Source organism: Pseudomonas sp. DP-17, from assembly GCF_022380625.1.
GTDB lineage: Bacteria > Pseudomonadota > Gammaproteobacteria > Pseudomonadales > Pseudomonadaceae > Pseudomonas > Pseudomonas nitroreducens_A.
Genome location: NZ_JAKSXG010000016.1, coordinates 163,835 through 186,713 on the forward strand (window position 1 = coordinate 163,835; position 22,879 = coordinate 186,713).

The 22,879-nt window shown below is 65.2% G+C and carries 24 protein-coding genes and 2 pseudogenes; 15 read left to right on the top strand and 11 right to left on the bottom strand.

Annotated elements, in window-relative coordinates; genetic code table 11:
* Nucleotides 1-45 precede the first annotated feature (45 nt).
* Both MJ122_RS25985 and MJ122_RS25990 read left to right on the top strand, forming a co-directional pair.
* A complete protein-coding gene (locus tag MJ122_RS25985) occupies nt 46-1,629 on the top strand; it encodes a peptide chain release factor 3 (RefSeq protein WP_017517575.1) in 1,584 nt (527 codons plus the stop codon).
* Between the two features lie 179 nt (nt 1,630-1,808).
* Complete coding sequence (locus MJ122_RS25990; protein ID WP_088421169.1) at nt 1,809-2,261, top strand: transposase; 453 nt, start codon at nt 1,809-1,811, stop codon at nt 2,259-2,261.
* Between the two features lie 96 nt (nt 2,262-2,357).
* Here MJ122_RS25990 and MJ122_RS25995 read toward each other — a convergent pair whose 3' ends face one another.
* Complete coding sequence (locus tag MJ122_RS25995; RefSeq protein WP_239746611.1) at nt 2,358-3,371, bottom strand: succinylglutamate desuccinylase/aspartoacylase family protein; 1,014 nt, start codon at nt 3,369-3,371, stop codon at nt 2,358-2,360.
* Between the two features lie 105 nt (nt 3,372-3,476).
* Between MJ122_RS25995 and MJ122_RS26000 the strand changes: the two genes are divergently transcribed.
* Entirely contained in the window at nt 3,477-4,100 is a 624-nt protein-coding gene (locus tag MJ122_RS26000; RefSeq protein ID WP_088421167.1) for a TetR family transcriptional regulator C-terminal domain-containing protein, read from the top strand.
* 8 nt (nt 4,101-4,108) lie between these two features.
* Here MJ122_RS26000 and MJ122_RS26005 read toward each other — a convergent pair whose 3' ends face one another.
* The 4 genes from MJ122_RS26005 to MJ122_RS30090 form a co-directional block, all read right to left on the bottom strand.
* Nucleotides 4,109-4,858, bottom strand: coding sequence for an ABC transporter permease subunit (locus tag MJ122_RS26005; protein WP_239746613.1), 750 nt, complete (start codon nt 4,856-4,858; stop codon nt 4,109-4,111).
* 13 nt (nt 4,859-4,871) lie between these two features.
* Entirely contained in the window at nt 4,872-5,582 is a 711-nt protein-coding gene (locus MJ122_RS26010; RefSeq protein ID WP_239746615.1) for an ABC transporter permease subunit, read from the bottom strand.
* Nucleotides 5,583-5,654: 72 nt separating this feature from the next.
* Complete coding sequence (locus MJ122_RS26015) at nt 5,655-6,440, bottom strand: transporter substrate-binding domain-containing protein (protein ID WP_088421165.1); 786 nt, start codon at nt 6,438-6,440, stop codon at nt 5,655-5,657.
* Nucleotides 6,441-6,509: 69 nt separating this feature from the next.
* Nucleotides 6,510-8,549, bottom strand: coding sequence for an aminotransferase class I/II-fold pyridoxal phosphate-dependent enzyme (locus MJ122_RS30090; RefSeq protein WP_275590829.1), 2,040 nt, complete (start codon nt 8,547-8,549; stop codon nt 6,510-6,512).
* 278 nt (nt 8,550-8,827) lie between these two features.
* Between MJ122_RS30090 and arnB the strand changes: the two genes are divergently transcribed.
* The 9 genes and pseudogenes from arnB to yacG all read left to right on the top strand — a co-directional run bounded on the left by arnB (nt 8,828) and on the right by yacG (nt 16,914).
* Entirely contained in the window at nt 8,828-9,967 is a 1,140-nt protein-coding gene (gene arnB / locus MJ122_RS26030; RefSeq protein WP_239746617.1) for a UDP-4-amino-4-deoxy-L-arabinose aminotransferase, read from the top strand.
* Between the two features lie 7 nt (nt 9,968-9,974).
* Nucleotides 9,975-10,979: an undecaprenyl-phosphate 4-deoxy-4-formamido-L-arabinose transferase gene (gene arnC, locus MJ122_RS26035; protein ID WP_239746619.1), complete on the top strand. Its 1,005-nt coding sequence runs from the start codon at nt 9,975-9,977 to the stop codon at nt 10,977-10,979.
* Nucleotides 10,976-12,997, top strand: coding sequence for a bifunctional UDP-4-amino-4-deoxy-L-arabinose formyltransferase/UDP-glucuronic acid oxidase ArnA (gene arnA, locus MJ122_RS26040; RefSeq protein ID WP_088421161.1), 2,022 nt, complete (start codon nt 10,976-10,978; stop codon nt 12,995-12,997). Before arnC ends, arnA begins: the two co-directional genes overlap by 4 nt.
* Nucleotides 12,997-13,881 (top strand): 4-deoxy-4-formamido-L-arabinose-phosphoundecaprenol deformylase, encoded by an 885-nt coding sequence (gene arnD, locus MJ122_RS26045; protein WP_239746621.1) that lies wholly within the window; start codon nt 12,997-12,999, stop codon nt 13,879-13,881. Before arnA ends, arnD begins: the two co-directional genes overlap by 1 nt.
* Nucleotides 13,878-14,699: pseudogene (locus MJ122_RS26050) on the top strand (phospholipid carrier-dependent glycosyltransferase); the annotation flags it as partial. The gene arnD and the pseudogene MJ122_RS26050, both read left to right, overlap by 4 nt.
* A gap of 16 nt (nt 14,700-14,715) precedes the next feature.
* Nucleotides 14,716-15,165: pseudogene (locus MJ122_RS26055) on the top strand (type II secretion system F family protein); the annotation flags it as partial.
* A 3-nt stretch (nt 15,166-15,168) separates the two neighbouring features.
* Nucleotides 15,169-16,041 carry an A24 family peptidase gene (locus MJ122_RS26060; protein WP_239746623.1) on the top strand — a complete coding sequence of 291 codons (873 nt, stop codon included), beginning with the start codon at nt 15,169-15,171 and terminating at the stop codon, nt 16,039-16,041.
* A gap of 64 nt (nt 16,042-16,105) precedes the next feature.
* Complete coding sequence (coaE, locus tag MJ122_RS26065) at nt 16,106-16,714, top strand: dephospho-CoA kinase (protein ID WP_239746625.1); 609 nt, start codon at nt 16,106-16,108, stop codon at nt 16,712-16,714.
* Nucleotides 16,711-16,914, top strand: a complete 204-nt coding sequence (gene yacG, locus MJ122_RS26070) for a DNA gyrase inhibitor YacG (protein ID WP_017516736.1) — start codon at nt 16,711-16,713, stop codon at nt 16,912-16,914. The genes coaE and yacG overlap by 4 nt, the downstream gene beginning before the upstream one ends.
* A 50-nt stretch (nt 16,915-16,964) precedes the next feature.
* Here yacG and MJ122_RS26075 read toward each other — a convergent pair whose 3' ends face one another.
* From MJ122_RS26075 to MJ122_RS26085, 3 genes are all read right to left on the bottom strand, one after another.
* A complete protein-coding gene (locus MJ122_RS26075) occupies nt 16,965-17,180 on the bottom strand; it encodes a hypothetical protein (protein WP_017516735.1) in 216 nt (71 codons plus the stop codon).
* A 106-nt stretch (nt 17,181-17,286) separates the two neighbouring features.
* Nucleotides 17,287-17,976, bottom strand: a complete 690-nt coding sequence (locus MJ122_RS26080) for an energy-coupling factor ABC transporter permease (protein ID WP_239746627.1) — start codon at nt 17,974-17,976, stop codon at nt 17,287-17,289.
* On the bottom strand, nt 17,973-18,407 hold the full coding sequence (locus MJ122_RS26085; protein WP_239746629.1) for an FAD/FMN-containing dehydrogenase: 435 nt from the start codon (nt 18,405-18,407) through the stop codon (nt 17,973-17,975). The genes MJ122_RS26080 and MJ122_RS26085 overlap by 4 nt, the downstream gene beginning before the upstream one ends.
* 121 nt (nt 18,408-18,528) lie before the next feature.
* On the opposite strand from MJ122_RS26085, the gene MJ122_RS26090 reads away from it, so the two are divergent.
* The 3 genes from MJ122_RS26090 to MJ122_RS26100 all read left to right on the top strand — a co-directional run bounded on the left by MJ122_RS26090 (nt 18,529) and on the right by MJ122_RS26100 (nt 20,775).
* Nucleotides 18,529-19,158, top strand: coding sequence for a DUF1780 domain-containing protein (locus tag MJ122_RS26090; protein WP_017516732.1), 630 nt, complete (start codon nt 18,529-18,531; stop codon nt 19,156-19,158).
* A 94-nt stretch (nt 19,159-19,252) separates the two neighbouring features.
* Entirely contained in the window at nt 19,253-19,423 is a 171-nt protein-coding gene (locus tag MJ122_RS26095; protein WP_017516731.1) for a DUF3094 domain-containing protein, read from the top strand.
* A gap of 53 nt (nt 19,424-19,476) precedes the next feature.
* Nucleotides 19,477-20,775, top strand: coding sequence for an NAD(P)/FAD-dependent oxidoreductase (locus MJ122_RS26100; protein ID WP_239746631.1), 1,299 nt, complete (start codon nt 19,477-19,479; stop codon nt 20,773-20,775).
* A 207-nt stretch (nt 20,776-20,982) separates the two neighbouring features.
* Here MJ122_RS26100 and cyoE read toward each other — a convergent pair whose 3' ends face one another.
* From cyoE to cyoC, 3 genes are read right to left on the bottom strand one after another with little or no spacing between them, the layout of a single operon-like run.
* On the bottom strand, nt 20,983-21,870 hold the full coding sequence (cyoE, locus tag MJ122_RS26105) for a heme o synthase (RefSeq protein ID WP_088421133.1): 888 nt from the start codon (nt 21,868-21,870) through the stop codon (nt 20,983-20,985).
* 11 nt (nt 21,871-21,881) lie between these two features.
* On the bottom strand, nt 21,882-22,247 hold the full coding sequence (gene cyoD / locus MJ122_RS26110) for a cytochrome o ubiquinol oxidase subunit IV (RefSeq protein WP_017521588.1): 366 nt from the start codon (nt 22,245-22,247) through the stop codon (nt 21,882-21,884).
* Nucleotides 22,247-22,876 carry a cytochrome o ubiquinol oxidase subunit III gene (gene cyoC / locus MJ122_RS26115; RefSeq protein WP_015475724.1) on the bottom strand — a complete coding sequence of 210 codons (630 nt, stop codon included), beginning with the start codon at nt 22,874-22,876 and terminating at the stop codon, nt 22,247-22,249. The genes cyoD and cyoC overlap by 1 nt, the downstream gene beginning before the upstream one ends.
* Nucleotides 22,877-22,879 lie beyond the last annotated feature (3 nt).

Consider the following 22,879-nt stretch of genomic DNA (forward strand, 5'->3'; position numbering starts at 1 on the left):
GGCCGCTCGCCGCCCGTCTTCACCGAATCGACCAGGCACCCATCCATGAGCATCCAAGCCGCCGAAGTCGCGAAGCGCCGCACGTTCGCGATCATTTCCCACCCCGACGCCGGTAAGACCACCATTACCGAGAAGCTCCTGCTGATGGGCAAGGCGATTGCCGTCGCCGGTACCGTGAAGTCGCGCAAGTCCGACCGTCACGCCACCTCCGACTGGATGGAGATGGAGAAGCAGCGCGGCATCTCCATCACCACCTCGGTGATGCAGTTCCCCTACCGCGAGCACATGATCAACCTGCTCGACACCCCCGGCCACGAAGACTTCTCCGAAGACACCTACCGCACCCTGACCGCGGTGGACTCGGCGCTGATGGTCCTCGACGGCGGCAAGGGCGTCGAGCCGCGCACCATCGCCCTGATGGAGGTCTGCCGCCTGCGCGACACGCCCATCGTCAGCTTCATCAACAAACTCGACCGCGACATCCGCGACCCGATCGAGCTGCTCGACGAGATCGAAGCGGTACTGAAGATCAAGGCCGCGCCGATCACCTGGCCGATCGGTTGCTACCGCGACTTCAAGGGCGTGTACCACCTCGCCCAGGACAAGATCATCGTCTACGTGCCGGGCCACGGCCACGAGCGCATCGAGACGAAGATCATCGACAAGCTGGACTCCGACGAAGCCCGCGCGCACCTGGGCGACCTCTACGACAACTTCCTCGAAGAGCTGGAACTGGTGCAGGGCGCCTGCCACGAGTTCGACAAGGACGCCTTCCTCAAGGGCGAGATGACCCCGGTGTTCTTCGGCACCGCGCTGGGCAACTTCGGTGTCGACCAGGTGCTGGACTGCATCGTCGACTGGGCCCCGCAGCCGCTGGAACGTGGCGCCCACGAGCGCACCGTGGCGCCGACCGAGGAGAAATTCTCCGGCTTCGTGTTCAAGATCCAGGCGAACATGGACCCCAAGCACCGCGACCGCATCGCCTTTATGCGCATCTGCTCGGGCAAGTACGAGAAGGGCATGAAAATGCGCCACGTGCGCCTGGGCAAGGACGTGAAGATCGCCGACGCGCTGACCTTCTTCTCCAGCGAGCGTGAGCAGCTGGAGGAGGCTTTCGCCGGCGACATCATCGGCCTGCACAACCACGGCACCATCCAGATCGGCGACACCTTCACCGAAGGCGAGGCGCTGGGCTTCACCGGCATCCCGCACTTCGCCCCGGAACTGTTCCGCCGCGTGCGCCTGAAGGACCCGCTCAAGTCCAAGCAGCTGCGCCAGGGCCTGCAGGAACTGGCCGAGGAAGGCGCCACCCAGGTGTTCTTCCCCGAGCGCAACAACGACATCATCCTCGGCGCCGTCGGTGTGCTGCAGTTCGACGTCGTCGCCAGCCGCCTGAAGGAGGAATACAAGGTCGAGTGCGCCTACGAGCAGATCAACGTCTGGTCCGCGCGCTGGATCGAGTGCAAGGACGAGAAGAAGCTCAAGGAGTTCAAGGACAAGGCCTTCGAGAACCTGTCCGTGGACGGCGGCGGCCATCTCACCTACCTGGCGCCGACCCGCGTCAACCTGAGCCTGATGGAAGAGCGCTGGCCGGACATCACCTTCCGCGCCACCCGCGAACACCACTGAGTTCGTCGCTGTTCGAAAACGCCCGCCTTGTGCGGGCGTTTTCATTTACACCGAACTGTTTTTGTAGGAGCGAGCTTGCTCGCGAACCCGGCCCCCCCGGTTGGCCAGCACGCTCCCCCCCGCCGTGACGCCTCTCCTCCTCTGCAATCCTTGGCACTGGATTCCGGGGGAGCTGGGCAATGGCATTTCATGGCAAGGATTTGCGCAATGGACGTCACTCAGTTCCAGGGCAGATCTACTTCGTCACTACAGTGACTCAACAGCGCGAACGCCTCTTCAGACGGTGGAGCCACGCCCTTGTGGTTGCCAAGGAAATCCATTCGTTCATCCAGCACGCATCTGTCGAAATCCATGCCTGGGTACTGATGCCAGATCACCTGCACTGCCTGATCGAGCTGGACGATATAAATCTCGACGGTTGCATGCAGCAACTCAAATCACGCACGGCAATTGCACTGAACAGATCGATTGGCCGCACCGGAAAAGTCTGGCAATCCGGTTATCACGATCATGCTCTCCGCCGCGAAGAAGACCTGAAAACAGCAGCTCGTTACTTAGTCACCAACCCTATACGCGCCGGCCTGGTCCGATCCCTTCGAGACTATCCCTTCTGGAACGCCGTCTGGCTGTAACGTATAGCCCTGTAGGAGCGAGCTTGCTCGCGAACCCAAGCCCCGCTGCGGAATCTGTTCGCGAGCAAGCTCGCTCCTACGAAGAGCAATCCGCTGTTACGGATCGAGCGCGCCTGCGCTCCAGGTGCTCGACTGCGCACTGCCGGTCAGCTTGGCGGCGATGGCGCCCTGCGGGATCAACCGGTCGCGATAGCGTGTGGCGAGCAGCCCGCTCTGCGGCGCGCGCAGGATGTGCTCGCTGCTCGAGTCGCCGGGCCGGGCGATGATGCGACCGAAGCGCTCGCCCGCCTCGATCCATTCGCCCAGTTCGCGCTCGAAAACCAGTACGCCCGCCACCGGGGCTAGCACGGTTTCCATGAAGCCGATGGGCGTGGCGACACCTTTCCATTCCGGCAACGGCTCGGCATCCGTCACCACGCCGCGCGCCCCGAGGAAGCGATAGAGCCCGTCCGCGTCCTGCCGCGCCAGCGCATCGCTGACGTCGCCCTGCCCGCGCAGCTCGACCGTGGCCACCAGGCGTCCGGTGAAGCGCTGTTCAGCGAGCCAGGGCGCGATCACCACCTCCTCGAAAGCCCCATCGCTGTCGCCCTCCCAGATGATCGCCAGTTCTGCGCGCAGCGCCGCGGCGAGGTCCTGTCCGGCGGGCCAGAAGCACTCGTGCAGGTAGACGTACTGCAGCGCCTCGTCGTCGGTGTGCAGGTCGAGCACGATGTCCGCCGGGGCGGCCAGTTCAGCCAGGCGCTTCTGCCACAGCGAGAGGTTGTCCAGGGTGCCGCGGGCCGCCGCCGACGCGGGGAAGCCGCGATTGAAATTGCGCGCACTCGCATCGTGATGACGACCGAGGATGCGCCCCTGGCGGAACTGCCCGATGCCGATGGGGTTGGCCTGCGGCACCACCGTCACGCTGCCGTTCAACGTGCCGTTCCGCGACGCCTCGCTCAGGCGCGGCAGCAGTTCGTGGAGCACCAGCATCCCGGCGATTTCGTCGGCATGCACGCCCGCCTGCAGGTGCACTTTGGGTCCCGGCTTGCCGCCATCGATACGCCACGCCTGAACACGCAACTGCGCGCCCGAGTCGCCCGGTATGCTGAAGGACACATCCTCGATCATCACATCCTCTCCTCTGTCCGAATCGCCCATGGAAATCTTCGGCAGTGCCTCCTAGTATCGGAACCACTTGCCGATTTCAGGCACGCCGCAAAAGGACGCCGCCCCTTGGATATCCCCCGCCAGAAAGCTCAGCGCACCACACCCGAGGAACGCCGCGACCATCTGGTGCGCGCCTGCCTCAAGTGCCTGGTTGCCGATGGCCACGCGGGCATTTCGGTGCGCCGCATCGCCAAGGAAGCCGGCGTTGCCGTGGGGCTGGTGAACCACCATTTCGGCAGCATCGACGCACTGGTCGCGCAGGCCTATGAAACCCTCGCCAGCGAGGTCACCCAGGCGCTCTACGAACAGGTCGATGCGGTCGGCGACGACCCTGCCGCACGCATGGAAGCCTTCCTCACTGGCTCCTTCTCGCCCCAGGTGCTGGACCCCGATCTGCTCAGCCCCTGGGTGGTATTCTGGAGCCTGATCCGCCACTCGCCGCCGGTGAACGAAGCGCACGAGCGCGGCTATCACAGCTACCTCGCCATCCTGGAAAAGCTCATCAGCGAACTCGCCAGCGCCGAAGGTTTCCGAGTGGCGCGCCCGCGTCTTGCCGCCATCGGCCTCTCCGCCATGCTCGACGGACTGTGGCTGGAGTGGTGCCTGAACCCGACCAACTTCAGCGCCGCCGACGGCCTCGAACTCAGCCGCTGCTGGGTGGAAGGGCTCCGCCGCGGCGCCTATGCCTGATCAGACGTTCACACGGCGGTGCGTGGCCTGCGCTTGCCCAGCCAGCTTCGTTGCGGCGTCTTCCGGGCCTCGCGGCGCACCGGCGTGGCGCGCTCCAGCAAGGCGAACAGCGCCTCGATGATGAAGGTCAGGCAGATGTAGATCGCCGCCACCAGCAGCAATGGCTCATAGACCTGGAAAGTCTGCGCACGCACCACGTTGGCCGCGCCGAGCAGGTCGACCACGGCGATGGTGGAAGCCAGCGCGGTGGACTTGAGCAGCATCACGCTCTCCCCTGCCAGGGTCGGCAGCAGCAGGCGAATGGCCCGTGGCAGCCAGACGCGGTAAAGCACCAGTGTGCGGTTCATGCCGAACGCCGAAGCGGCCTCAAGCTCGCCGCGCGGCACGGCCTTCAGGCCGCCACGAACCACCTCGCCGACATAGGCGCCGACCGAGAGGATCAGTGCGATGACGATGTACCAGAAGCCATCGCGCAGGTACGGCCAGAGGAAGCTGCCGCGGATCAGCGGAAACTGTGCGAACAGGCTGCCCAGGCCGTAGTAGAAGATGTAGATCTGCACCAGCAGCGGCGTGCCGCGAATCACGCTGGTATACGCCAGCGCCAGGCGCGAGACCAGGAAGTTGCGCGACATCCGCGCCAGCGCCACGCCCAGCGCCAGCACGAAGCCCAGCGTGGCGGAAATCAGCAGGATCACCAGGGTGGTGCCCAGCCCTTTGAGCAACAGGGCACCGTAGACGAATAGCCAGTGTTCGTTCATCGCCGCGCCTCGTTCAGACCGCCGGAATCCAGCGGCGGAAACGCCGCTCCAGGTAGCCCGCGAACAGGTTGGAAAGCACGGTGAGCACGTAATACAGCGCCGCCGCGGTGAGGTAGAAGGTCAGGTAGTGCCGGGTGGAACCGGCGGCCTGCTTGGCGGTGTAGAGCAACTCGTTGGTGCCCACCACGCTGATCAGCGCGCTGTCCTTGATCAGGTTGACCCAGAGGTTGGCCATGCCGGCCAGCGCATTGGGCGCCATCATCGGCAGGGTCACCCGGCGGAACAGGCCGAAGCCGTGCATGCCGTAGGCGCGCGCCGCCTCGATCTGGCCATAGGGAATCGACTGGATGGCGCCACGGAAGATTTCCGAGGCATAGGCGCCCTGCACCAGACCGAGCACGACGATGGCCACCATCATGCCGTTGAGCTTCACCTGGCCGTAGCCGAGCCATTCGAAGAACTGGTTCAGGCCCATGGAGCCGACATAGAACAACAGCAGGATCAGCAGCAGCTCCGGCACCGCCCGGCACAGCGTGGTGTAGCCGCGCGCGAGCATCGCCAGCGGCCGTGGCCCGTTGATCTTGGCGCTGGCCGCGGCCAGGCCGATCAGCAGGCCGACCAGGAAGGCGCCAACGGAAATCTGCAGGGTGACCAGCAGCCCCTTGAGCAGGGCCGGGCCCCAACCGGTGGGGCCGAAGCCGATCAGGTCGAAGATGCTTTGCATGGCCGTCTCCAGGATGGGAGGCTCAGGGTCATCCCGTGCCCGCAGCGGGCACGGGTTCAGCTCATGCCCGGATCACTGCTTGGGCGCGACGCTCATGCCGAAGTACTTGTCCGACAGCGCCTTGTAATCGTCGCTGGCGAGCAGCTTGCCGATGGCTTCGTCCATCTTCGCCTTCAGCGCGGTGTCGTCCTTGCGCAGGCCGGCGCCGACGCCCCGGCCGAAGATCGGGTCGTACTTCACCTCGCCCTTGTTGACGATACCGGCCGCCTGGGCGTCCGGCGACTTGACGAAGGACGCCACGGCGATGCCGTCGGCCATCATCAGGTCGATGCGCCCGGCCACCAGGTCGGCGTTTACCGAGTCCTGGGTGTCGTAGTAGCGCACGTCGGCGATCTTCTCGTAGTACTTCTTCAGGTAGTTGGAGCTGACGGTGGAAATCTGCACGCCGATGGTCTTGCCCTTCAGGCCTTCGGGGCTGATCTGCACGTCCACCGCCTGGGGCGCGGCGACGGCGACGGGCGTGTCGTAGTAGGGGCGGCTGAAGGCGATCTGCTTCTCGCGCTCATCGGTGATCGACAGCGAGTTGAAGATCACGTCGATCTTCTTCGCCAGCAGCGCCGGGATGATGCCATCCCAGGCCACCTCGTCGATCTCGCAGGTGGCTTTCATCTCGGTGCAGACCTTGCGGATCAGGTCCGGCTCGAAACCGACCCAGCTGCCGTCGGGCTGCTTCTGCGAGAACGGCGGGTAGGGTTCGGCGGCCAGGGCGAAACGGAGCGTCTCGGCCTGGGCGCTTGCCACGCCGGCCATCAGCATCGCCGCCCCCACCATCAGATTGCACAGACCTTTCTTGTTCATCGTGATCCCCTGCCTTGTTTTATTTAGTGTTGGGTCACGCTCATCGATGCGCCGACAGCGCGGCATCGGTCAGCGATTCTGGTGCGCGTTGACGAACTGCCGGCAGCGCTCGCTGCGCGGCCGCGAGAAGACCTCCTCGGCGGTGCCCTCCTCCTCGATCAGGCCCTTGTGCAGGAAGGCCACATGGCTGGACACGTCGCGGGCGAACGCCATCTCGTGGGTGACCAGGATCATCGTCCGTCCCTCCTCCGCCAGCGAGCGGATCACCTTCAGCACTTCGCCCACCAGCTCCGGGTCCAGCGCCGAAGTCGGCTCGTCGAACAGCATCACTTTCGGCCGCACGGCCAGCGCACGGGCAATGGCCACGCGCTGCTGCTGGCCGCCGGAAAGAAAGGCCGGGTACTCGTGGCGCTTCTCGGCCAGGCCGACACGCTCCAGCAGCGCCTCGGCGCGTTCGCGGGCCTCGGCCTTGCTCTCGTGAAGGACGAAGGTCGGCGCCTCGATCAGGTTCTCCAGCACGGTACGGTGCGGCCACAGGTTGAAGCTCTGGAACACCATGCCCAACTGCGAGCGGATGCGGGTGAGCTGCTTCTGGTCGGCCACCATCGGCTCGCCGTGGCGGTTGCGGGTCAGGCCGATGGTCTCGCCGCTGACGGTGACCGAGCCCTGGTTGGGAATCTCCAGCATGTTGATGCAACGCAGCAGCGTGCTCTTGCCCGAGCCGCTGGCGCCGATCAGCGAGATCACCTCGCCCTCGCACGCCGACAGCGACACGCCCTTGAGCACCTCGAAATCGCCGAAGCGCTTGTGGATATCCCGGACTTCGATCACCGGTCTGCTGGTGGCGGGCTCCCGTAGGAGCGGAGCTTGTCCGCAATCAGCAGCCGCACTGGAATTGGATTCGCGGACAAGGTCCTCACCTACAGGAGCCGGATTCGCAGGAAGCGACTCGACGAACCGGATGATCCGCGCACAGGCCTCCGCCATGCTCTCGTCGCTCAGGCCAAACGACAGCCGCACGAAACCTTGCGCCTGAGGACCGAAGGCCGCCGCATCGAGCACCGAAACGCCGGTGGCATGGAACAGCTGCCAGGAGAAGTCCAGCGAGCTGAGCCCGGTGTCGCGTACGTCGACCATGACAAACATGCCGGCTTCAGGCGACAGCACTTTCACGCGCGGGCAATCGCTCAGCGCGGCGACCACCAGGTTTCGACGACGACGGTAGATCTCGCGCATCGCCGAAACCACCTCGTCGTGGCGTTCCACTGCCACCAGGGCGGCTTCCTGCACGAAGCCCGGCAAGCCGTAGAACATGTTCAGCGCAAGGTTTTCCAGGTGCACGACCAAGGTCGGGTTGGCGACTATCCAGCCGGCGCGCCAGCCCGTCATGGCGTGGGATTTCGACAGGCTGCCGATGCTCAGGGTGCGCTCGGCCATGCCCGGCAGGGCAGCAAAACTCTGGTGTTCACGCTCGAAGGTCAGGCCCTCGTAGACCTCGTCCACCACCACCCAGAGGTCGTGAGCCTCGGCCAGCGCGGCGATGGCCAGCAGTTCCTCGCGGTCGAGCACGACACCAGTGGGGTTGCTCGGGTTGGCGAGGAAGATCGCCTGGGTGCGCGGGGTGATCGCTGCGGCAATGTCGCCAGCCAGCGGGCGGAAACCATTTTCCGGACGGGTCGGAACTCCCACCAGCACAGCGCCGGTGGCTTTCAGCGTGGCTTCGTAGGTGACGTAGACCGGATCGAAGGTAATGACCTCGTCGCCCTTCTCCAGCAGGCACATCGCGGCAGCAAACAGGCCGTTCTGAGCGCCGGCGACGACGATGACATTTTCAGCCGCCGTTCTGCCGCCGAAACGCCGCTCATGCAGCGCCGCGATCGCCTGGCGCAAGGCCGGTTTGCCGGCCACGTCGCTGTAGTGGGTGTCGCCGTCGCGCAACGCGGAAACGGCGGCATCGGTGATGAAGTCCGGAGTAGCGAAATCGGGGTCGCCGACGCTGAGCACTATCACGTCGCGGCCGGCTCGCTGGGCGGCGATGGCGGCGTAGTGAATGTCCCAGGCGGCGACGCCGGGTCCGACCATCCTGTCCACAAGCGACGAATAACGCATGCAAGGGCCTCATCCGAATGACGGAACGTCCTGCGGTCAGATCTGCAGGAATGTGGGGCCACCATAGCCAAGGATGAACGAGTGTTCAACAGCGATTTCCGACAACGACTTGTCGTTTTCAGACCGTTCACTCAAAGAGCTTCCGGCCTTCCGGTGCTGCATGTCGCAAGTTGGACAGACGAACGGAAAGACGACATCCACTTAACGGCTTCTTAACGATCTCCCCCGTAGCGTTCTCTCACCCCCTGACAGAGCCGCCGCAGCCGTTGGAACACCCCATGGAAATGCCATTTCTCCCCTTCTCCCGTCCCAGCATCGGCGACGAGGAGATCCACGCGGTCAATGAAGTCCTGCGCTCGGGCTGGATCACCACCGGACCGAAGAACTCGGAACTCGAACAACGCTTCGCCCAGTCCATCGGCTGTCGCCACGCCGTGGCGCTGTCCTCCGCCACCGGAGGCATGCACCTGGCGCTCCTGGCCCTGGGTATCGGCCCCGGTGACGAGGTCATCACCCCGTCGCAGACCTGGGTCTCCACCGTCAACATGATCAGCCTGCTGGGCGCCACGCCGGTATTCGTCGATGTCGACCGCGACACTCTGATGACCGATGCCGCACGCATCGAGGCCGCGATCACTCCGCGTACCCGCGCCATCATCCCGGTGCACTACGCTGGCGCCGCGTGCGACATGGACCCGATCGACGAACTCGCCCTGCGCCATGGCATCCCCGTGATCGAGGACGCCGCCCACGCCGCCGGCACCTTCTACCGCGGCCGCCCGGTCGGCCAGCGCGGCACGGCGATCTTCTCCTTCCACGCGATCAAGAACCTCACCTGCGCCGAAGGCGCCATGTTCGTCACCGACGACGAAGTCCTGGCCAACCGCGTGCGCACGCTGAAGTTCCACGGCCTGGGCGTCGACGCCTACGACCGCCTGACCCACGGGCGCAAACCGCAGGCGCAGGTGGTGGAACCGGGCTTCAAGTACAACCTCACCGACATCAACGCCGCCATCGCCCTGGTCCAGCTGCCCAAGCTCGAGGCGATCAACGCCCGCCGCGCCGAACTGGCCGCCGCCTACGCCGAGCGCCTGGCGCACCTGCCCGTGCAACCTCTGGCAGTGCCGGAGTACCCGCAGCATCACGCCTGGCACCTGTACGTGCTGCGCATCGACCAGGAGCGCTGCGGCATCGACCGCGACGCCTTCATGCAGGGCCTGCAGCAGCGCGGCATCGGCAGCGGCATCCACTTCATCGGCAGCCACCTGCACAGCTACTACCGCAAGCGCTACCCGCGCGTGCAACTGCCCAACACCGAGTGGAACTCCTCGCGGATCGTCTCCATCCCGCTGTTCCCCGACATGACCCAGGCCGACCAGGACCGTGTGGTCGACGCCATCGAAACCCTGCTTCGGTAACGCCACCGTGAAACCCTATCCGATCCATCGCGTGTCCATCGTCATCCCGGTGTACAACGAAGAGGCCAGCCTGCCCGAGCTGCTGCGCCGCACCACCGCCGCCTGCGAACAGCTGGGCCGCGACTACGAGATCGTGCTGATCGACGACGGCAGCCGCGACAGCTCCGCCGACCTGCTGCAGGAAGCCGCGCAGGCGCCGGGCAGCCACGTGGTGGCGGTGATCCTCAACCGCAACTACGGTCAGCACGCCGCGATCATGGCCGGTTTCGAGCAGTGCCAGGGCGACCTGGTGATCACCCTCGACGCCGACCTGCAGAACCCGCCGGAAGAAATCCCGCGCCTGGTCGCCGAAGCCGCCAAGGGCTATGACGTGGTCGGCAGCGTGCGCCAGCAGCGCCAGGATTCCGCCCTGCGCCGCTGGCCGTCGAAGCTGATCAACCTCGCCGTGCAGCGTTCCACCGGCGTGGCGATGAACGACTACGGCTGCATGCTGCGCGCGTACCGCTCGAGCATCGTCAAGGCCATGCTCGCCTGCCGCGAACGCAGCACCTTCATCCCGATCCTGGCCAACAGCTTCGCCCGCCACACCAGCGAGATCCTCGTCGCCCACGCCGAGCGCGAGCATGGCGAGTCGAAGTACGACTTCCTGCGCCTGATCAACCTGATGTTCGACCTGGTCACCTGCATGACCACCTCGCCGCTGCGCCTGCTGTCCTTCGTCGGCGGCGGCATGGCGGTGGCCGGCTTCGCCTTCGCGCTGATGCTGGTCGTGCTGCGCCTGCTGTTCGGCGCCGCCTGGGCCGGCCATGGCGTGTTCGTGCTGTTCGCCGTGCTGTTCATGTTCACCGGCGTGCAACTGGTCGGCATGGGGCTGCTCGGCGAGTACCTGGGCCGCATGTACAACGATGTGCGCGCCCGCCCGCGCTTCTTCATCGAGCGCATCGTCCGAAGCGAGACGCCGCGCGCCCTGATCACCTCTTCTTCCCCTTCTCTCGAGTCCATCCAGCCATGACCCAGCAGACCATCGTCTTCGCCTACCACGACTTCGGCTGCGCCGGCATCGAGGCCCTGCTCGCCGCCGGTTACCAGATCGACGCCGTCTTCACCCACGCCGACGATCCCAAGGAAAACCGCTTCTATGGCTCCGTGGCTCAGCTTTGCGCGCGCCTCGGCATCCCGGTGCACGCTCCGGAAGAAGTCAACCATCCCCTGTGGGTCGCGCGCATCCGCGAGCTGCAGCCGCAATACATCTTCTCCTTCTACTACCGCCACCTGCTCAGCGAAGAGCTGCTCGCCTGCGCCACCAAGGGCGCCTACAACCTGCATGGCTCGCTGCTGCCGCGCTACCGTGGCCGCGCCCCGGCCAACTGGGTACTGGTCAACGGCGAGACCGAGACTGGCGTGACCCTGCACCGCATGGTCAAGCGTGCCGATGCCGGCGGCATCCTCGCCCAGCAGAGCGTTGCCATCGGCCCCGACGACACCGCCCTGGTGCTGCACGGCAAGCTGCGCGAGGCCACCCGCGAGCTGCTCACCGCCGCCCTGCCGCGCCTGGCCCGTGGTGAGCTGCAGGAAGTCGCCCAGGATGAATCCCGCGCCAGCTATTTCGGTCGCCGCACCCCGGCGGACGGCCTGATCGACTGGAAGCGCCCGGCCCGCGACCTGCACAACCTGGTCCGCGCCGTGACCCAGCCCTACCCCGGTGCCTTCGCCCCGGTGGGTGATCGCAAGCTGATCGTCTGGAGCTCGCGCGTCACTGCCGGCAACAACGGCATGGCCCCCGGTTCGGTCCTGTCGGTCGACCCGTTGCGCATCGCCTGCGGCGAAGACTCGCTGGAAATCCTCTCCGGCCAGCAGAACGACAGCGGCCTGTTCCTCGCCGGCCCGCAACTGGCCCGCGAGATGGGCCTGGTGGAGGGCTCGCGCCTGCACGGCGCAGTCGGCAAACCCAAGCGCAAGACCCGCGTGCTGATCCTCGGCGTCAACGGTTTCATCGGCAACCACCTGTCCGAGCGCCTCCTGCAGGGCGGCAACTACGAGGTCTACGGCCTGGACATCGGCTCCGACGCCATCGAGCGCCTGAAGGGCAACCCGGACTTCCACTTCGTCGAGGGCGACATCAGCATCCACACCGAGTGGATCGAGTACCACATCAAGAAATGCGACGTGGTCCTGCCGCTGGTGGCCATCGCCACGCCCATCGAATACACCCGCAACCCGCTGCGCGTGTTCGAGCTGGACTTCGAGGAAAACCTCAAGCTGGTCCGCTACTGCGTCAAATACAACAAGCGCGTGATCTTCCCGTCCACCTCCGAGGTGTACGGCATGTGCACCGACGCCAGCTTCGACGAGGACACCTCCAACCTCATCGTCGGCCCGATCAACAAGCAGCGCTGGATCTATTCGGTCTCCAAGCAACTGCTCGACCGCGTCATCTGGGCCTACGGTCAGAAGGGCCTGAAGTTCACCCTGTTCCGTCCGTTCAACTGGATGGGCCCGCGCCTGGACCGCCTGGACTCGGCCCGTATCGGCAGCTCCCGCGCCATCACCCAGCTGATCCTGCACCTGGTGGAAGGCACGCCGATCCGCCTGGTCGACGGCGGCGAGCAGAAACGCTGCTTCACCGACGTGGACGACGGCATCGAGGCGCTGGCGCGCATCATCGACAACGAGGGCAGCCGCTGCGACGGGCAGATCGTCAACATCGGCAACCCGGACAACGAAGCCAGCATCCGCCAACTGGGCGAAGAGCTGCTGCGCCAGTTCGAGGCCCACCCGCTGCGCGACCAGTTCCCGCCCTTTGCCGGCTTCCGCGAAGTGGAGAGCCGCAGCTTCTACGGCGACGGCTACCAGGACGTGTCGCACCGCAAGCCGAGCATCGAGAATGCCCGCCGCCTGCTGAACTGGCAGCCGAGCGTGGAGCTGTCCGCCACCATCGGCAAGACCCTGGACTTCTTCCTCCGTGAAGCCTTGGCCGAGCGCTCCGGCGCTCAACCCCACGCCTTTCCGCTGAAGAAAAGCATCGCCTGATGAGAGCGGGACTGCGCATCGACGTCGACACCTACCGCGGCACGCGCGATGGCGTGCCACGGTTGCTGGACATGCTCGAGGAAGCCGAGGTCAAGGCGACCTTCTTCTTCAGCGTCGGTCCCGACAACATGGGTCGCCACCTCTGGCGCCTGATCCGTCCGCAGTTCCTGTGGAAGATGCTGCGCTCCAACGCCGCCGGTCTCTATGGCTGGGACATTCTCCTGGCCGGCACCGCCTGGCCGGGCAAGCCGATCGGCCGCGACCTGGGCCACCTGATGCGGCGCGCCCGGGACGCCGGCCACGAAGTCGGCCTGCACGCCTGGGACCACCACGGCTGGCAGGCCAACGCCGGCCGCTGGAGCGAACAGAAACTGGAGCAGCAGATCCGCCGTGGGGTGGACACCCTCGCCGACATCCTCGGCAACCCGGTGGAATGCTCGGCGGTGGCCGGCTGGCGCGCCGACGAGCGCACCGTGGAAGCCAAGGAGCGCTTTGGCTTCCGCTACAACAGCGATTGCCGTGGCCGCTCGCTGTTCCGCCCGCGCCTTGCCGACGGCCGCGCTGGCACCCCGCAGATTCCCGTGGACATGCCCACCTTCGACGAAGTCGTCGGCCCGCAGGTGGCGTCGTCCGCCTTCAATGACTACATCCTTTCCCACTTCGACATGGACGCCTTGAACGTGTACACCATTCACGCCGAGGTCGAGGGCATTCTCATGGCCCACGACTTCCGCCGCTTGCTGGCCCAGACACGGGCCGGCGGCATCCGCTTCGTTCCGCTGGGCCGGTTGCTGCCGGACGACCCGACCACCCTGCCCGTCGCCCGCCTCGTGCGCGGCGAACTGGCCGGCCGCGAAGGCTGGCTGGGGGTGCAGCACACATGAAGCGCCTGGCCTACCCGACTCTGCTAGCCGCCTTCGTGCTGTGCATCCTGCTGCCGATGGCCTTCCACGGCCTGTGGATCCCCGACGAGTCGCGCAACGCACAGATCAGCCAATCCATGCTGCAGAGCGGCGACTGGGTTTCCCCGCACCTGCTCGGCCTTCGCTACTTCGAGAAGCCCACCGGCGGCTACTGGCTGACCGCAGCCAGCCAGGCCGTGTTCGGGCAGAACCTGTTCGGCGTGCGCTTCGGCTCGGCGCTGGTCACGGCACTGAGCACCCTGCTGGTGATCCTGGTGGCCCGCCGGCTGTGGAACGACCCGCGTCGCACCTGGGCTGCGGGTCTTTTCTACCTGAGCTTCGGACTGATTGCCGGGCAGGCCGGCTACGCCAACCTCGACCCGCAGTTCACCCTCTGCGTGAACCTCAGCCTCGGCGCCCTATGGTTCGCCTTCGACGGCAGAACCGCGCGCGGGCGCTTCGCCGCCTGGAGTCTAGTGGGCGCCGCCTGCGCCTTCGGCTTCATGACCAAGGGCTTCCTCGCCTTCCTGCTGCCGGTGATAGTCGGACTGCCCTACGCCGTGCTGCAGAAGCGCCTGGGCGAGCTGCTGCGCTACGGGCCGCTGGCGGTGCTGGTCGCGGCGCTGGTCTGCGCGCCGTGGGTAATGATGATCCATGCCCGCGAGCCGGACTTCTGGCACTTCTTCTTCTGGCACGAACATATCCGCCGTTTTGCCGGCGAGGATGCCCAGCACACTCGCCCATTCTGGTTCTTCGTCCCACTGCTGTTCGCCAGCGCACTGCCCTGGGCGGTGTTGATCATCCCGGCATCGCGGCGTCCTCAAACTGCCTGTCGTCGGCGATATTCTCTACAAGTCAGCCGTCGCGCGTTATGCACGTACACTGTCAACCACCTTCGCCGCGGGCGTGCCGCTGGTCGAAGCATTGGACTCGGTGTCCGGCGCAACCGGTAACGTCGTGTTCCGCAATGCGGTGAACAAGATCAAGCAGGACGTATCGTCGGGCACCCAACTGAACTTCTCCATGCGCACCACTGGCGTCTTCCCCAGCATGGCCATCCAGATGGCAGCCATCGGTGAAGAGTCCGGTTCGCTGGACGCCATGCTCGACAAGGTGGCCAGCTATTACGAAGAAGAAGTGGACAACGCCGTGGATAACCTGACCACCCTGATGGAGCCAATGATCATGGCAGTCCTGGGTGTACTGGTTGGCGGCCTGATCATCGCGATGTACCTGCCGATCTTCCAACTGGGCTCCGTCGTATAACCCATGCCTGCTCTCGACTTTCTGGCAAGCACCCCGCTGGCCTTTGTTTTGTGCGCCTCCCTCCTCGGCCTGCTGGTCGGCAGCTTCCTCAACGTGGTGATCCATCGCCTGCCGCGGATGATGGAGCTCGACTGGCAGCAGCAGGCGCGGGAGACACTGAATCTGCCGCAGGAAGAACCGCAAAAGACCTACAACCTGATCCTGCCGTATTCCCAGTGCCCGCATTGCTCCCATGAGATCAAACCGTGGGAGAACATCCCGCTGGTCAGTTGGCTGGCGCTGAGCGGCAAGTGTTCGTCCTGCAAGGCGCCGATCAGCAAGCGCTACCCGTTGGTGGAACTGGCCTGCGGTGTACTGTCGGCCTTCATCGCCTGGCACTACGGCTTCGGCTGGCAAGCCGGCGCGATGCTGCTGCTGACCTGGGGCCTGCTGGCGATGAGCATGATCGACGTCGACCATCAGCTGCTGCCGGACGCCCTGGTGCTGCCGCTGCTCTGGCTGGGGCTGATCGTCAACCATTTCGGCCTCTTCACCAACCTGGGCGATGCGCTCTGGGGCGCAGTGTTCGGTTACCTGAGCCTGTGGTCGGTGTACTGGTTGTTCAAGTTGATCACCGGCAAGGAAGGCATGGGCTACGGCGACTTCAAGCTGCTGGCCATGCTGGGCGCCTGGGGTGGCTGGCAGGTGCTGCCGCTGACCATCCTGTTTTCGTCGTTGGTGGGGGCGGTGCTGGGCGTGATCATGCTGCGCCTGCGCAATGCCGAAACCAGTACGCCGATCCCCTTCGGGCCCTATCTGGCCATCGCCGGCTGGATTGCGCTGCTCTGGGGTGATCAAATAACCGCGACCTATCTGCAGTTCGCCGGTTTCCGCTAGCCTTCTCCTGCGCCGAGTCTCGTCGGCGCAATTGGACGGCCAGCGGGCCGGCTGAAGGAGAACGATGAAACCCTGGATTCTGGGCCTCACTGGCGGTATCGGTAGCGGCAAGAGCGCCGCCGCCGAGCATTTCGCCTCGCTGGGCATACACATGGTTGACGCCGACCACGCCGCGCGCTGGGTGGTGGAACCGGGCCGCCCTGCCCTGGCGAAGATCGTCGAGCGCTTCGGCGACGCCATGCTGCTGCCGGACGGCCAACTCAACCGCGCCGCCCTGCGCGAACGTATCTTCAAGGCCGAAGATGAACGACGCTGGCTGGAACAGCTGCTGCACCCGCTGATCGGCCAGGAGATCGCCAGCAACCTGGCGCAGGCGCAGTCGCCCTACGCCATCCTGGTCTCGCCGCTGCTGGTGGAGTCCGGGCAGTACCGGATGACCCAGCGCGTGTTGGTGGTGGACACCCCGGAACATCTGCAACTGGAGCGCACCATGCGTCGCGACCAGGTGTCCGAAGAACAGGTCCGCTCGATTCTAAAGGCCCAGGCCTTGCGCGAAGACCGACTCAAGCACGCGGACGACGTGCTGCTCAACGATGGCGACCTCGGTCACCTGCACCAGCAGGTCGAGCGTCTGCATCAGTTCTATCTTGGCCTGCGTGGAGGACAACCATGAGCCAACCCCTGACCGTGGAATGCCCAACTTGTGGCGCCCCCGTGGAGTGGAGCGCCAAGAGCGAGTTCCGCCCGTTCTGTTCGCATCGCTGCAAGCTGATCGACCTCGGCGCCTGGGCCGCCGAAGATCATGCGATCCCCGGCGACAACCTCGAAGACGAGCTGTTCTCCGGCGACCTGGAGAAGCCACGCGGGCATTGAGTCGCCGTCGCCAAACAGTAGGAAGGCCCGCATCTGCGGGCCTTTTTCGTTCAGGGCCGCATGAAGGCGTAGTCCCGTTCTTCGTCCAGGTTGTCGGCGAGGAAATGCAGCTCATGGCCGAGGTCTTCCTGTGTGCGCACCTGCGCGTTGGCCTGTACCACAGCGCTGAGCAGCGCGCGGACAACCAGTTGCGGGTCCTGGCCGGCCGCTTCGGCTTCAATCAGCAGTTCGTGGAGGCGCTGCTCGGCCCAGCTGTGAATACTCATCGGCTATCTCCTTGCGAGTGGGGGCCAAGCTTCCCTGATCATAGGAGGCATACGAACTGACCTGGATCAAACCGCCAGGGCCATGGGCCTCGCAGATGGCCGAACATCAGCGGGCTCCATCATCGTCCTTCCACGGCGCCTGCAGGTAACGCGTGCGGTTGAAGGTTTCCAGCCAGTCCGGATAGAAGACCACCAGCCCAGTGACGATGGTGCCGTTGATGAACGCCTCGGGAAACATGATCAGCCAGAGGTAGCCGATGAAGTCCTCGATCCACGGCGGCATCGGGAACACACCGTCCATCCACAGCAAGCCGAGGCCCAGCAGCAGGCTGCACAGCGCCGCGAGCGCGGCCGGGAAGAAGCCTGAGCAGAAGATGTAGACGAACAGGTTTCGCGGTTGTCGGCGTTCGACGAAGATCGCCGCAAGCTCGGTAATGACCACCGGGATCAGCACCAGCAGGATGCCGTTGACGCCGATGGCCGCCCAGTCCTGCCGGCCGATGGCGCACAGCCCCAGCTGCGCTACCAAACCGACCAATACCGCCAGCGGCCAGTCCAGCAGCAGGGTCACGGCGGTCATGCCGATGAAGTGGAAGGACACCCCGGAAGCGAAGTCCCGCCGTACCAGCCAGAGCAGGAACAACCCGAGCATGGTGCCGAACACCAGGTGCTGGCGGCGGAAGTCGCTGATCAGTTCCAGCCAAGGCGCGCGCCAGATCGCCCAGGCGACGACGGGCAGGTAGACCGCCCAGCCGATCTCCAGGGTCTCTGCGGATAGCAGCTGTGCGGCGATCACGGCGCGCCCCGCTCCAACGCCTGACGCAAGGCTTCAATCGAATCGAACTGGCGAGTCGCGACAACCTTGCCTTGTTCGAGTTGCAGCCAGGTCACCGCATCGGCCTTGACCGGGAAGCGAGTGGCCACGCGCGGCTCGCGGTCGAGCAGTACGCGGTAGGAGTAATCGCGCATGGCAGGAATGGCGAACAGCTTCGAGATGGGCGCAGGCATGCGGCTGATGTCCGCGACGAAGACCGCATGACGCGCGTCGAGATAACCCTGCGGACGGCCGAGCAGCGCCGCTTTCACCAGTTTGGCGCCGGCCATGTCGTGGGCAACCAGCAGGACTTTCAGGTCGGCGTTCGCCGTGTAGGGTTTGTCGAACTGGTCCAGCAGCGTCCAGCCGATGGCCGGCGACTCCTGCGCCACCGCCACGCTAGCCAGTACCATCAATAACAATCCGCCCAGTACTCGTCTCACGCTTCCCCCTTGCCCGGAACCGTCAATGATTGGCAACAGTCTACACCGGCATCGGCGCCCGCCTGCGGTTGCCAGCAACTATGCTTGAGGCATGAACGAGACCGATTATCTGCGCCTGCTGACGCGCCAGGCGGAACAAGCCAACGACTTCCTTTCCAACGCCCGCAAGTGGGAGCGCGAGTGCTGGGCCTGCCAGCGCCTGCTGCAAGCACTGAAGGTGCCGTACCGCCAGGAAGACTTCGTCGCACCGACGCAGCAGCCGCCGGATGTGCTGTTTCGCGATGCCACCTTCGAAGTGTTCTTCGTGCTCGACCAGGGCCGTCGGCTCAACGAGGAATGGAAGGAGGAATTGCTGCGCCGGCGCATGGCCCAGAGCCTCAACCAGTTGATCCGCCGCGAGCAGCGGCCGCGGCGGATTCCCTGCGCGGAACTGCAGGCGCGCCTGGCGCCGACACTGCGCAAGAAGGCGCACAACTATACCGAGCGCGGGATCGACACGCGCGAGCTGGACCTGCTGGCCTTCGTCAGCCTCAAGCGCGAGACGCCAGACTTCAATACCCCTTTTCCGCCGCCTACCGAGTACCTGCGCCAGGGCTGGCGCTCGCTATCGGTGGTCGGCCCGACCTTCGCCCGCGTGCTCTTCGCCCACAGTGATGCGCCGGACTTCCTGCGCGGCAGCCTGGGGCGCAGCATCCTTTTCGACATGGGCGTCGGCCTGTAAATAGGCGCCGACGCAAAGCTGCATTGATCGGCGGCGCATTGAGAGGCCGCCCGAGCCCTACTAGAATGCTCGACATTATAAACGGAGGCCGCCCATGCCCAGTCGCCTGAGCCCCGAAGACCAGCAGAAGGTCGATCAGTACCTCAGCTCCCCCGTCCACCAGGTCCAGCGTGCACCGTTCAAACCCTGGCTGATGATGGGGGCCTTGCTCGCTGTGGTCATCGCCCTGGGTTTGCTGAGCCGCCTCCTGGCCTACCTTGCGTGAGCGCCGTGCCGCCACGGGCCGATACAGGATTCCTTAAGCTATGAGAATGCATCATGTCCCATCGTATCGTGATCGTCGGCGGCGGCGCCGGCGGGCTGGAGCTCGCGACCCGTCTCGGCCGCACCCTGGGTAAAAAGGGCAAGGCGCGCATTACGCTCGTCGACGCCAACCTCACCCATATCTGGAAACCCCTGCTGCACGAAGTCGCCGCCGGCTCGCTCAACTCCTCCGAGGATGAGCTGAACTACGTCGCCCAGGCGAAATGGAACCACTTCGAATTCCAGCTCGGCCGCCTGACTGGCCTGGATCGCGCGGGCAAGCGCATCCAGCTCGCCGCCACGCTCGATGAGCAGGGTGAGGAGCTGGTACCGGCGCGCGCCCTGGACTACGACACCCTGGTACTGGCCATCGGCAGCACCACCAATGACTTCGGTACCCAGGGCGCCGCAGACCACTGCATCTTCCTGGATACCCGCGAGCAGGCCGAGCGCTTCCACAAGCTGCTGCTGACCCACTACCTGCGCGCCCACGCCGGGCAGGACAAGGACGACCAGATCAGCGTCGCCATCGTTGGCGCCGGCGCCACGGGGGTCGAGCTGTCGGCCGAACTGCACCACGCCGCGCAGGAACTGGCCGCCTACGGGCTAACCGGTATCCAGCCGCAGAACATGCGCATCACCCTGATCGAGGCCGGTCCGCGCGTGCTGCCGGCGCTGCCCGAGCGCATCAGCCAGCCAGTGCACCAGACGTTGGAGAAACTCGGCGTGCGCGTGGCCACCGGTTCGGCGGTACAGGAAGTGACGGCCGAGGGCCTGCGCACTTCGGCGGGCGAGTTCATTCCGGCGAGCCTGAAGGTCTGGGCGGCGGGCATCCGCGCGCCGAGCCTGCTCAAGGAGATCGACGGCCTGGAGACCAACCGCATCAACCAACTGGTGGTCCGCCCCACCCTGCAGACCACCCGCGACGACAACATCTTCGCCTTCGGTGACTGCGCTGCCTGCCCGATGGGCGATGGCAGCGAACGTACCGTGCCGCCACGCGCGCAGGCCGCGCACCAGCAGGCTTCGCTGCTGGCCAAGGGACTGGTGGCGAAGCTGGATGGCAAGCCACTGCCGGAGTACCGCTACACCGACTACGGCTCGCTGATCTCGCTGTCGCGCTTCAGCGCCGTGGGCAACCTGATGGGTAACCTGATGGGCAGCGTGAAGCTCGAAGGCTGGCTGGCGCGGATGTTCTATGTGTCGCTATACCGCATGCACCAGGTGGCGCTTTACGGGCCGTTCCGCACCGCGCTGCTGATGATTGCGGACCGCATCGGACGCAACACGGAGCCACGCTTGAAGCTGCATTGATCGGGTAGCAATGGCGGGTTAAGTCCGCTCCTGCGGGAATTGCACCCTTGTAGGAGCGAGCTTGCTCGCGAACCGCCCTAGCCCTGGAGCTGCCGGCAAGGAGCATTCGCGAGCAAGCTCGCTCCTACACAAAGCTGCATCGCCGATGAATACCAGGCATAAAAAAGCCGCCCCGAAGGGCGGCTTTTTCTTTGCAGCACAGCAGCCTTACAGCGCCGCCAGCATCGATTGGGCCGGGAGGGCCTGGAAGTCGATGGACATCATCAGGCTCAGCACGCTGATCGCGATGATGGAGAAGGCGAACAGCTGGCGAGCCCAGCGGCGGTCGTCTTCGGCACTGAAGCCTTTGACCGCGATGAACAGCCACCAGGCGCTGACGGCCAGCGCCACCACCAGGTAACCGTAGCCGGCGAAGCCGGTCACGGTCAGCAGCAGCGTCGCGAGGCCGAAGGCCACGACGTAGTAGAGGATCTGCTTCTTGGTCGCTTCGATGCCCTGCTCCACCGGCAGCACGGGAATCCCGGCAGCGCGGTAGTCGTTGAGGCGGAAGATCGCGATGGCGTAGCTGTGCGGCATCTGCCAGAGGCAGAAGATCAGCAGCAGCACCGCCGCGCCCATGTCGAAGTGACCGCTGGCGGCGCAGTAGCCCACCACCGGCGGCATGGCTCCGGAGAGACTGCCGACCAGCGTGCCGTAGACCGAGCTGCGCTTGAGCCAGAGGCTGTAGAGCACGACGTAGACGAAGAAGCCGAACGCGGCGAGCAGGGTCGCCTGCACGTTGGTCTTCCACGCCAGCAGGCCGAAGCCCGCCACACCGAGCACCACGCCGTGGGCCAGGGCGGCCTTCAGCGAGATCTGCCCGGTCACGGTGACACGAGTGCGGGTACGCTCCATGAAGCGATCGATGTCGCGGTCGATGCAGTTGTTGAACACACAACCACTGGCAACCACCAGGGACAGGCCGATCACGGTGGCCAGCAGCAGCATCGGGTCAACGCTGCCGCGAGCGGCGAGGAAGTATCCCCCCGCCACCGCGATCAGGTTGCCGAAGATGATGCCCGGCTTGGCGACCAGCAGATAACGCTTGAGTTTCACGGCATCGGCCCTCAGGGCATCGGCATCATCAGGGCGTCTGCGGTGTAGATGATCCACAGCGACAGACCGACCACCAGCAGGATGATGATGGCGGTGAAGATGAATGCCATGACGTTCCAGCGGCCTTCGGAGCTGAAGTTCATGTGCAGGAAGCAGATCAGGTGCACGACGACCTGGACCAGGCCCAGGATCACCATGGTCAGCAGGGTGGCGTGACGCGAGAAGCCACCGTCGATGACCATGTAGAACGGGATGGCGGTCAGGATCACCGAGAGCACGAAGCCGATGGCGTAGGAGCCCAGGCTGCCGTGGCCGGCACCGTGGGAATCGTGGCCGTGGGCGCCGTGGGAGTCGTGATGATGTGCAGCAGCGGACATTACAGAGCCCCCATCAGGTAGACGACGGTGAATACGCAGATCCAGACGATGTCCAGGAAGTGCCAGAACAGGCTCAGGCACATCATGCGGGTGTTGTTCTGCGCGGTCAGGCCACGGGTGCCGATCTGCGCCATCAGCACCAGCATCCACAGCAGGCCTGCGGAAACGTGCAGGCCGTGCATGCCGACCAGGGTGAAGAAGGACGACAGGAAGGCGCTGCGGCTCGGGCCGAAGCCTTCGACGATCAGGTGATGGAACTCGTTGAGTTCCATACCGATGAACGCCGCGCCGCAGAGGAAGGTCACGCCCAACCAGGCGATGGCCTTGCCCTTGGCCCCCTTGTGCGCGGCCAGCATGGCCAGGCCGTAGGTGCAGGAGGAGATCAGCAGGATCGCGGTTTCGACGGCCACGTAGGGCAGTTCGAAGATGTCCTTGCCGCTCGGGCCGCCGGCCGTGTGGTTGACCAGCACGGCGTAGGTGGCGAAGACGCTGGCGAACAGGATGCAGTCGGTCATCAGGTACAGCCAGAAGCCGAATACCGTCATGCCGCCGCTGTCATGGGCGTGGTCGTGGTCGTGCGCCGCTTCGTGCGTATCGACCAGGTGTTGATTCAGTACTGCCGTCGACATGGT

Excerpts from the sequence above, each read along its gene's own strand:
- MJ122_RS30090 (WP_275590829.1), bottom strand. The coding sequence starts at position 8,549 with ATGCGTTATTCGTCGCTTGTGGACAGGATGGTCGGACCCGGCGTCGCC.
- arnA (WP_088421161.1), top strand. The coding sequence starts at position 10,976 with ATGACCCAGCAGACCATCGTCTTCGCCTACCACGACTTCGGCTGCGCC.
- yacG (WP_017516736.1), top strand. The coding sequence starts at position 16,711 with ATGAGCCAACCCCTGACCGTGGAATGCCCAACTTGTGGCGCCCCCGTG.
- MJ122_RS26100 (WP_239746631.1), top strand. The coding sequence starts at position 19,477 with ATGTCCCATCGTATCGTGATCGTCGGCGGCGGCGCCGGCGGGCTGGAG.
- coaE (WP_239746625.1), top strand. The coding sequence starts at position 16,106 with ATGAAACCCTGGATTCTGGGCCTCACTGGCGGTATCGGTAGCGGCAAG.
- MJ122_RS26090 (WP_017516732.1), top strand. The coding sequence starts at position 18,529 with ATGAACGAGACCGATTATCTGCGCCTGCTGACGCGCCAGGCGGAACAA.
- MJ122_RS26095 (WP_017516731.1), top strand. The coding sequence starts at position 19,253 with ATGCCCAGTCGCCTGAGCCCCGAAGACCAGCAGAAGGTCGATCAGTAC.
- cyoD (WP_017521588.1), bottom strand. The coding sequence starts at position 22,247 with ATGTCCGCTGCTGCACATCATCACGACTCCCACGGCGCCCACGGCCAC.
- arnD (WP_239746621.1), top strand. The coding sequence starts at position 12,997 with ATGAGAGCGGGACTGCGCATCGACGTCGACACCTACCGCGGCACGCGC.
- MJ122_RS26015 (WP_088421165.1), bottom strand. The coding sequence starts at position 6,440 with ATGAACAAGAAAGGTCTGTGCAATCTGATGGTGGGGGCGGCGATGCTG.
- MJ122_RS25995 (WP_239746611.1), bottom strand. The coding sequence starts at position 3,371 with ATGATCGAGGATGTGTCCTTCAGCATACCGGGCGACTCGGGCGCGCAG.
- MJ122_RS26010 (WP_239746615.1), bottom strand. The coding sequence starts at position 5,582 with ATGCAAAGCATCTTCGACCTGATCGGCTTCGGCCCCACCGGTTGGGGC.
- MJ122_RS25985 (WP_017517575.1), top strand. The coding sequence starts at position 46 with ATGAGCATCCAAGCCGCCGAAGTCGCGAAGCGCCGCACGTTCGCGATC.
- MJ122_RS26085 (WP_239746629.1), bottom strand. The coding sequence starts at position 18,407 with ATGGTACTGGCTAGCGTGGCGGTGGCGCAGGAGTCGCCGGCCATCGGC.
- MJ122_RS26005 (WP_239746613.1), bottom strand. The coding sequence starts at position 4,858 with ATGAACGAACACTGGCTATTCGTCTACGGTGCCCTGTTGCTCAAAGGG.
- MJ122_RS25990 (WP_088421169.1), top strand. The coding sequence starts at position 1,809 with ATGGCATTTCATGGCAAGGATTTGCGCAATGGACGTCACTCAGTTCCA.
- MJ122_RS26075 (WP_017516735.1), bottom strand. The coding sequence starts at position 17,180 with ATGAGTATTCACAGCTGGGCCGAGCAGCGCCTCCACGAACTGCTGATT.
- MJ122_RS26060 (WP_239746623.1), top strand. The coding sequence starts at position 15,169 with ATGCCTGCTCTCGACTTTCTGGCAAGCACCCCGCTGGCCTTTGTTTTG.
- cyoC (WP_015475724.1), bottom strand. The coding sequence starts at position 22,876 with ATGTCGACGGCAGTACTGAATCAACACCTGGTCGATACGCACGAAGCG.
- arnB (WP_239746617.1), top strand. The coding sequence starts at position 8,828 with ATGGAAATGCCATTTCTCCCCTTCTCCCGTCCCAGCATCGGCGACGAG.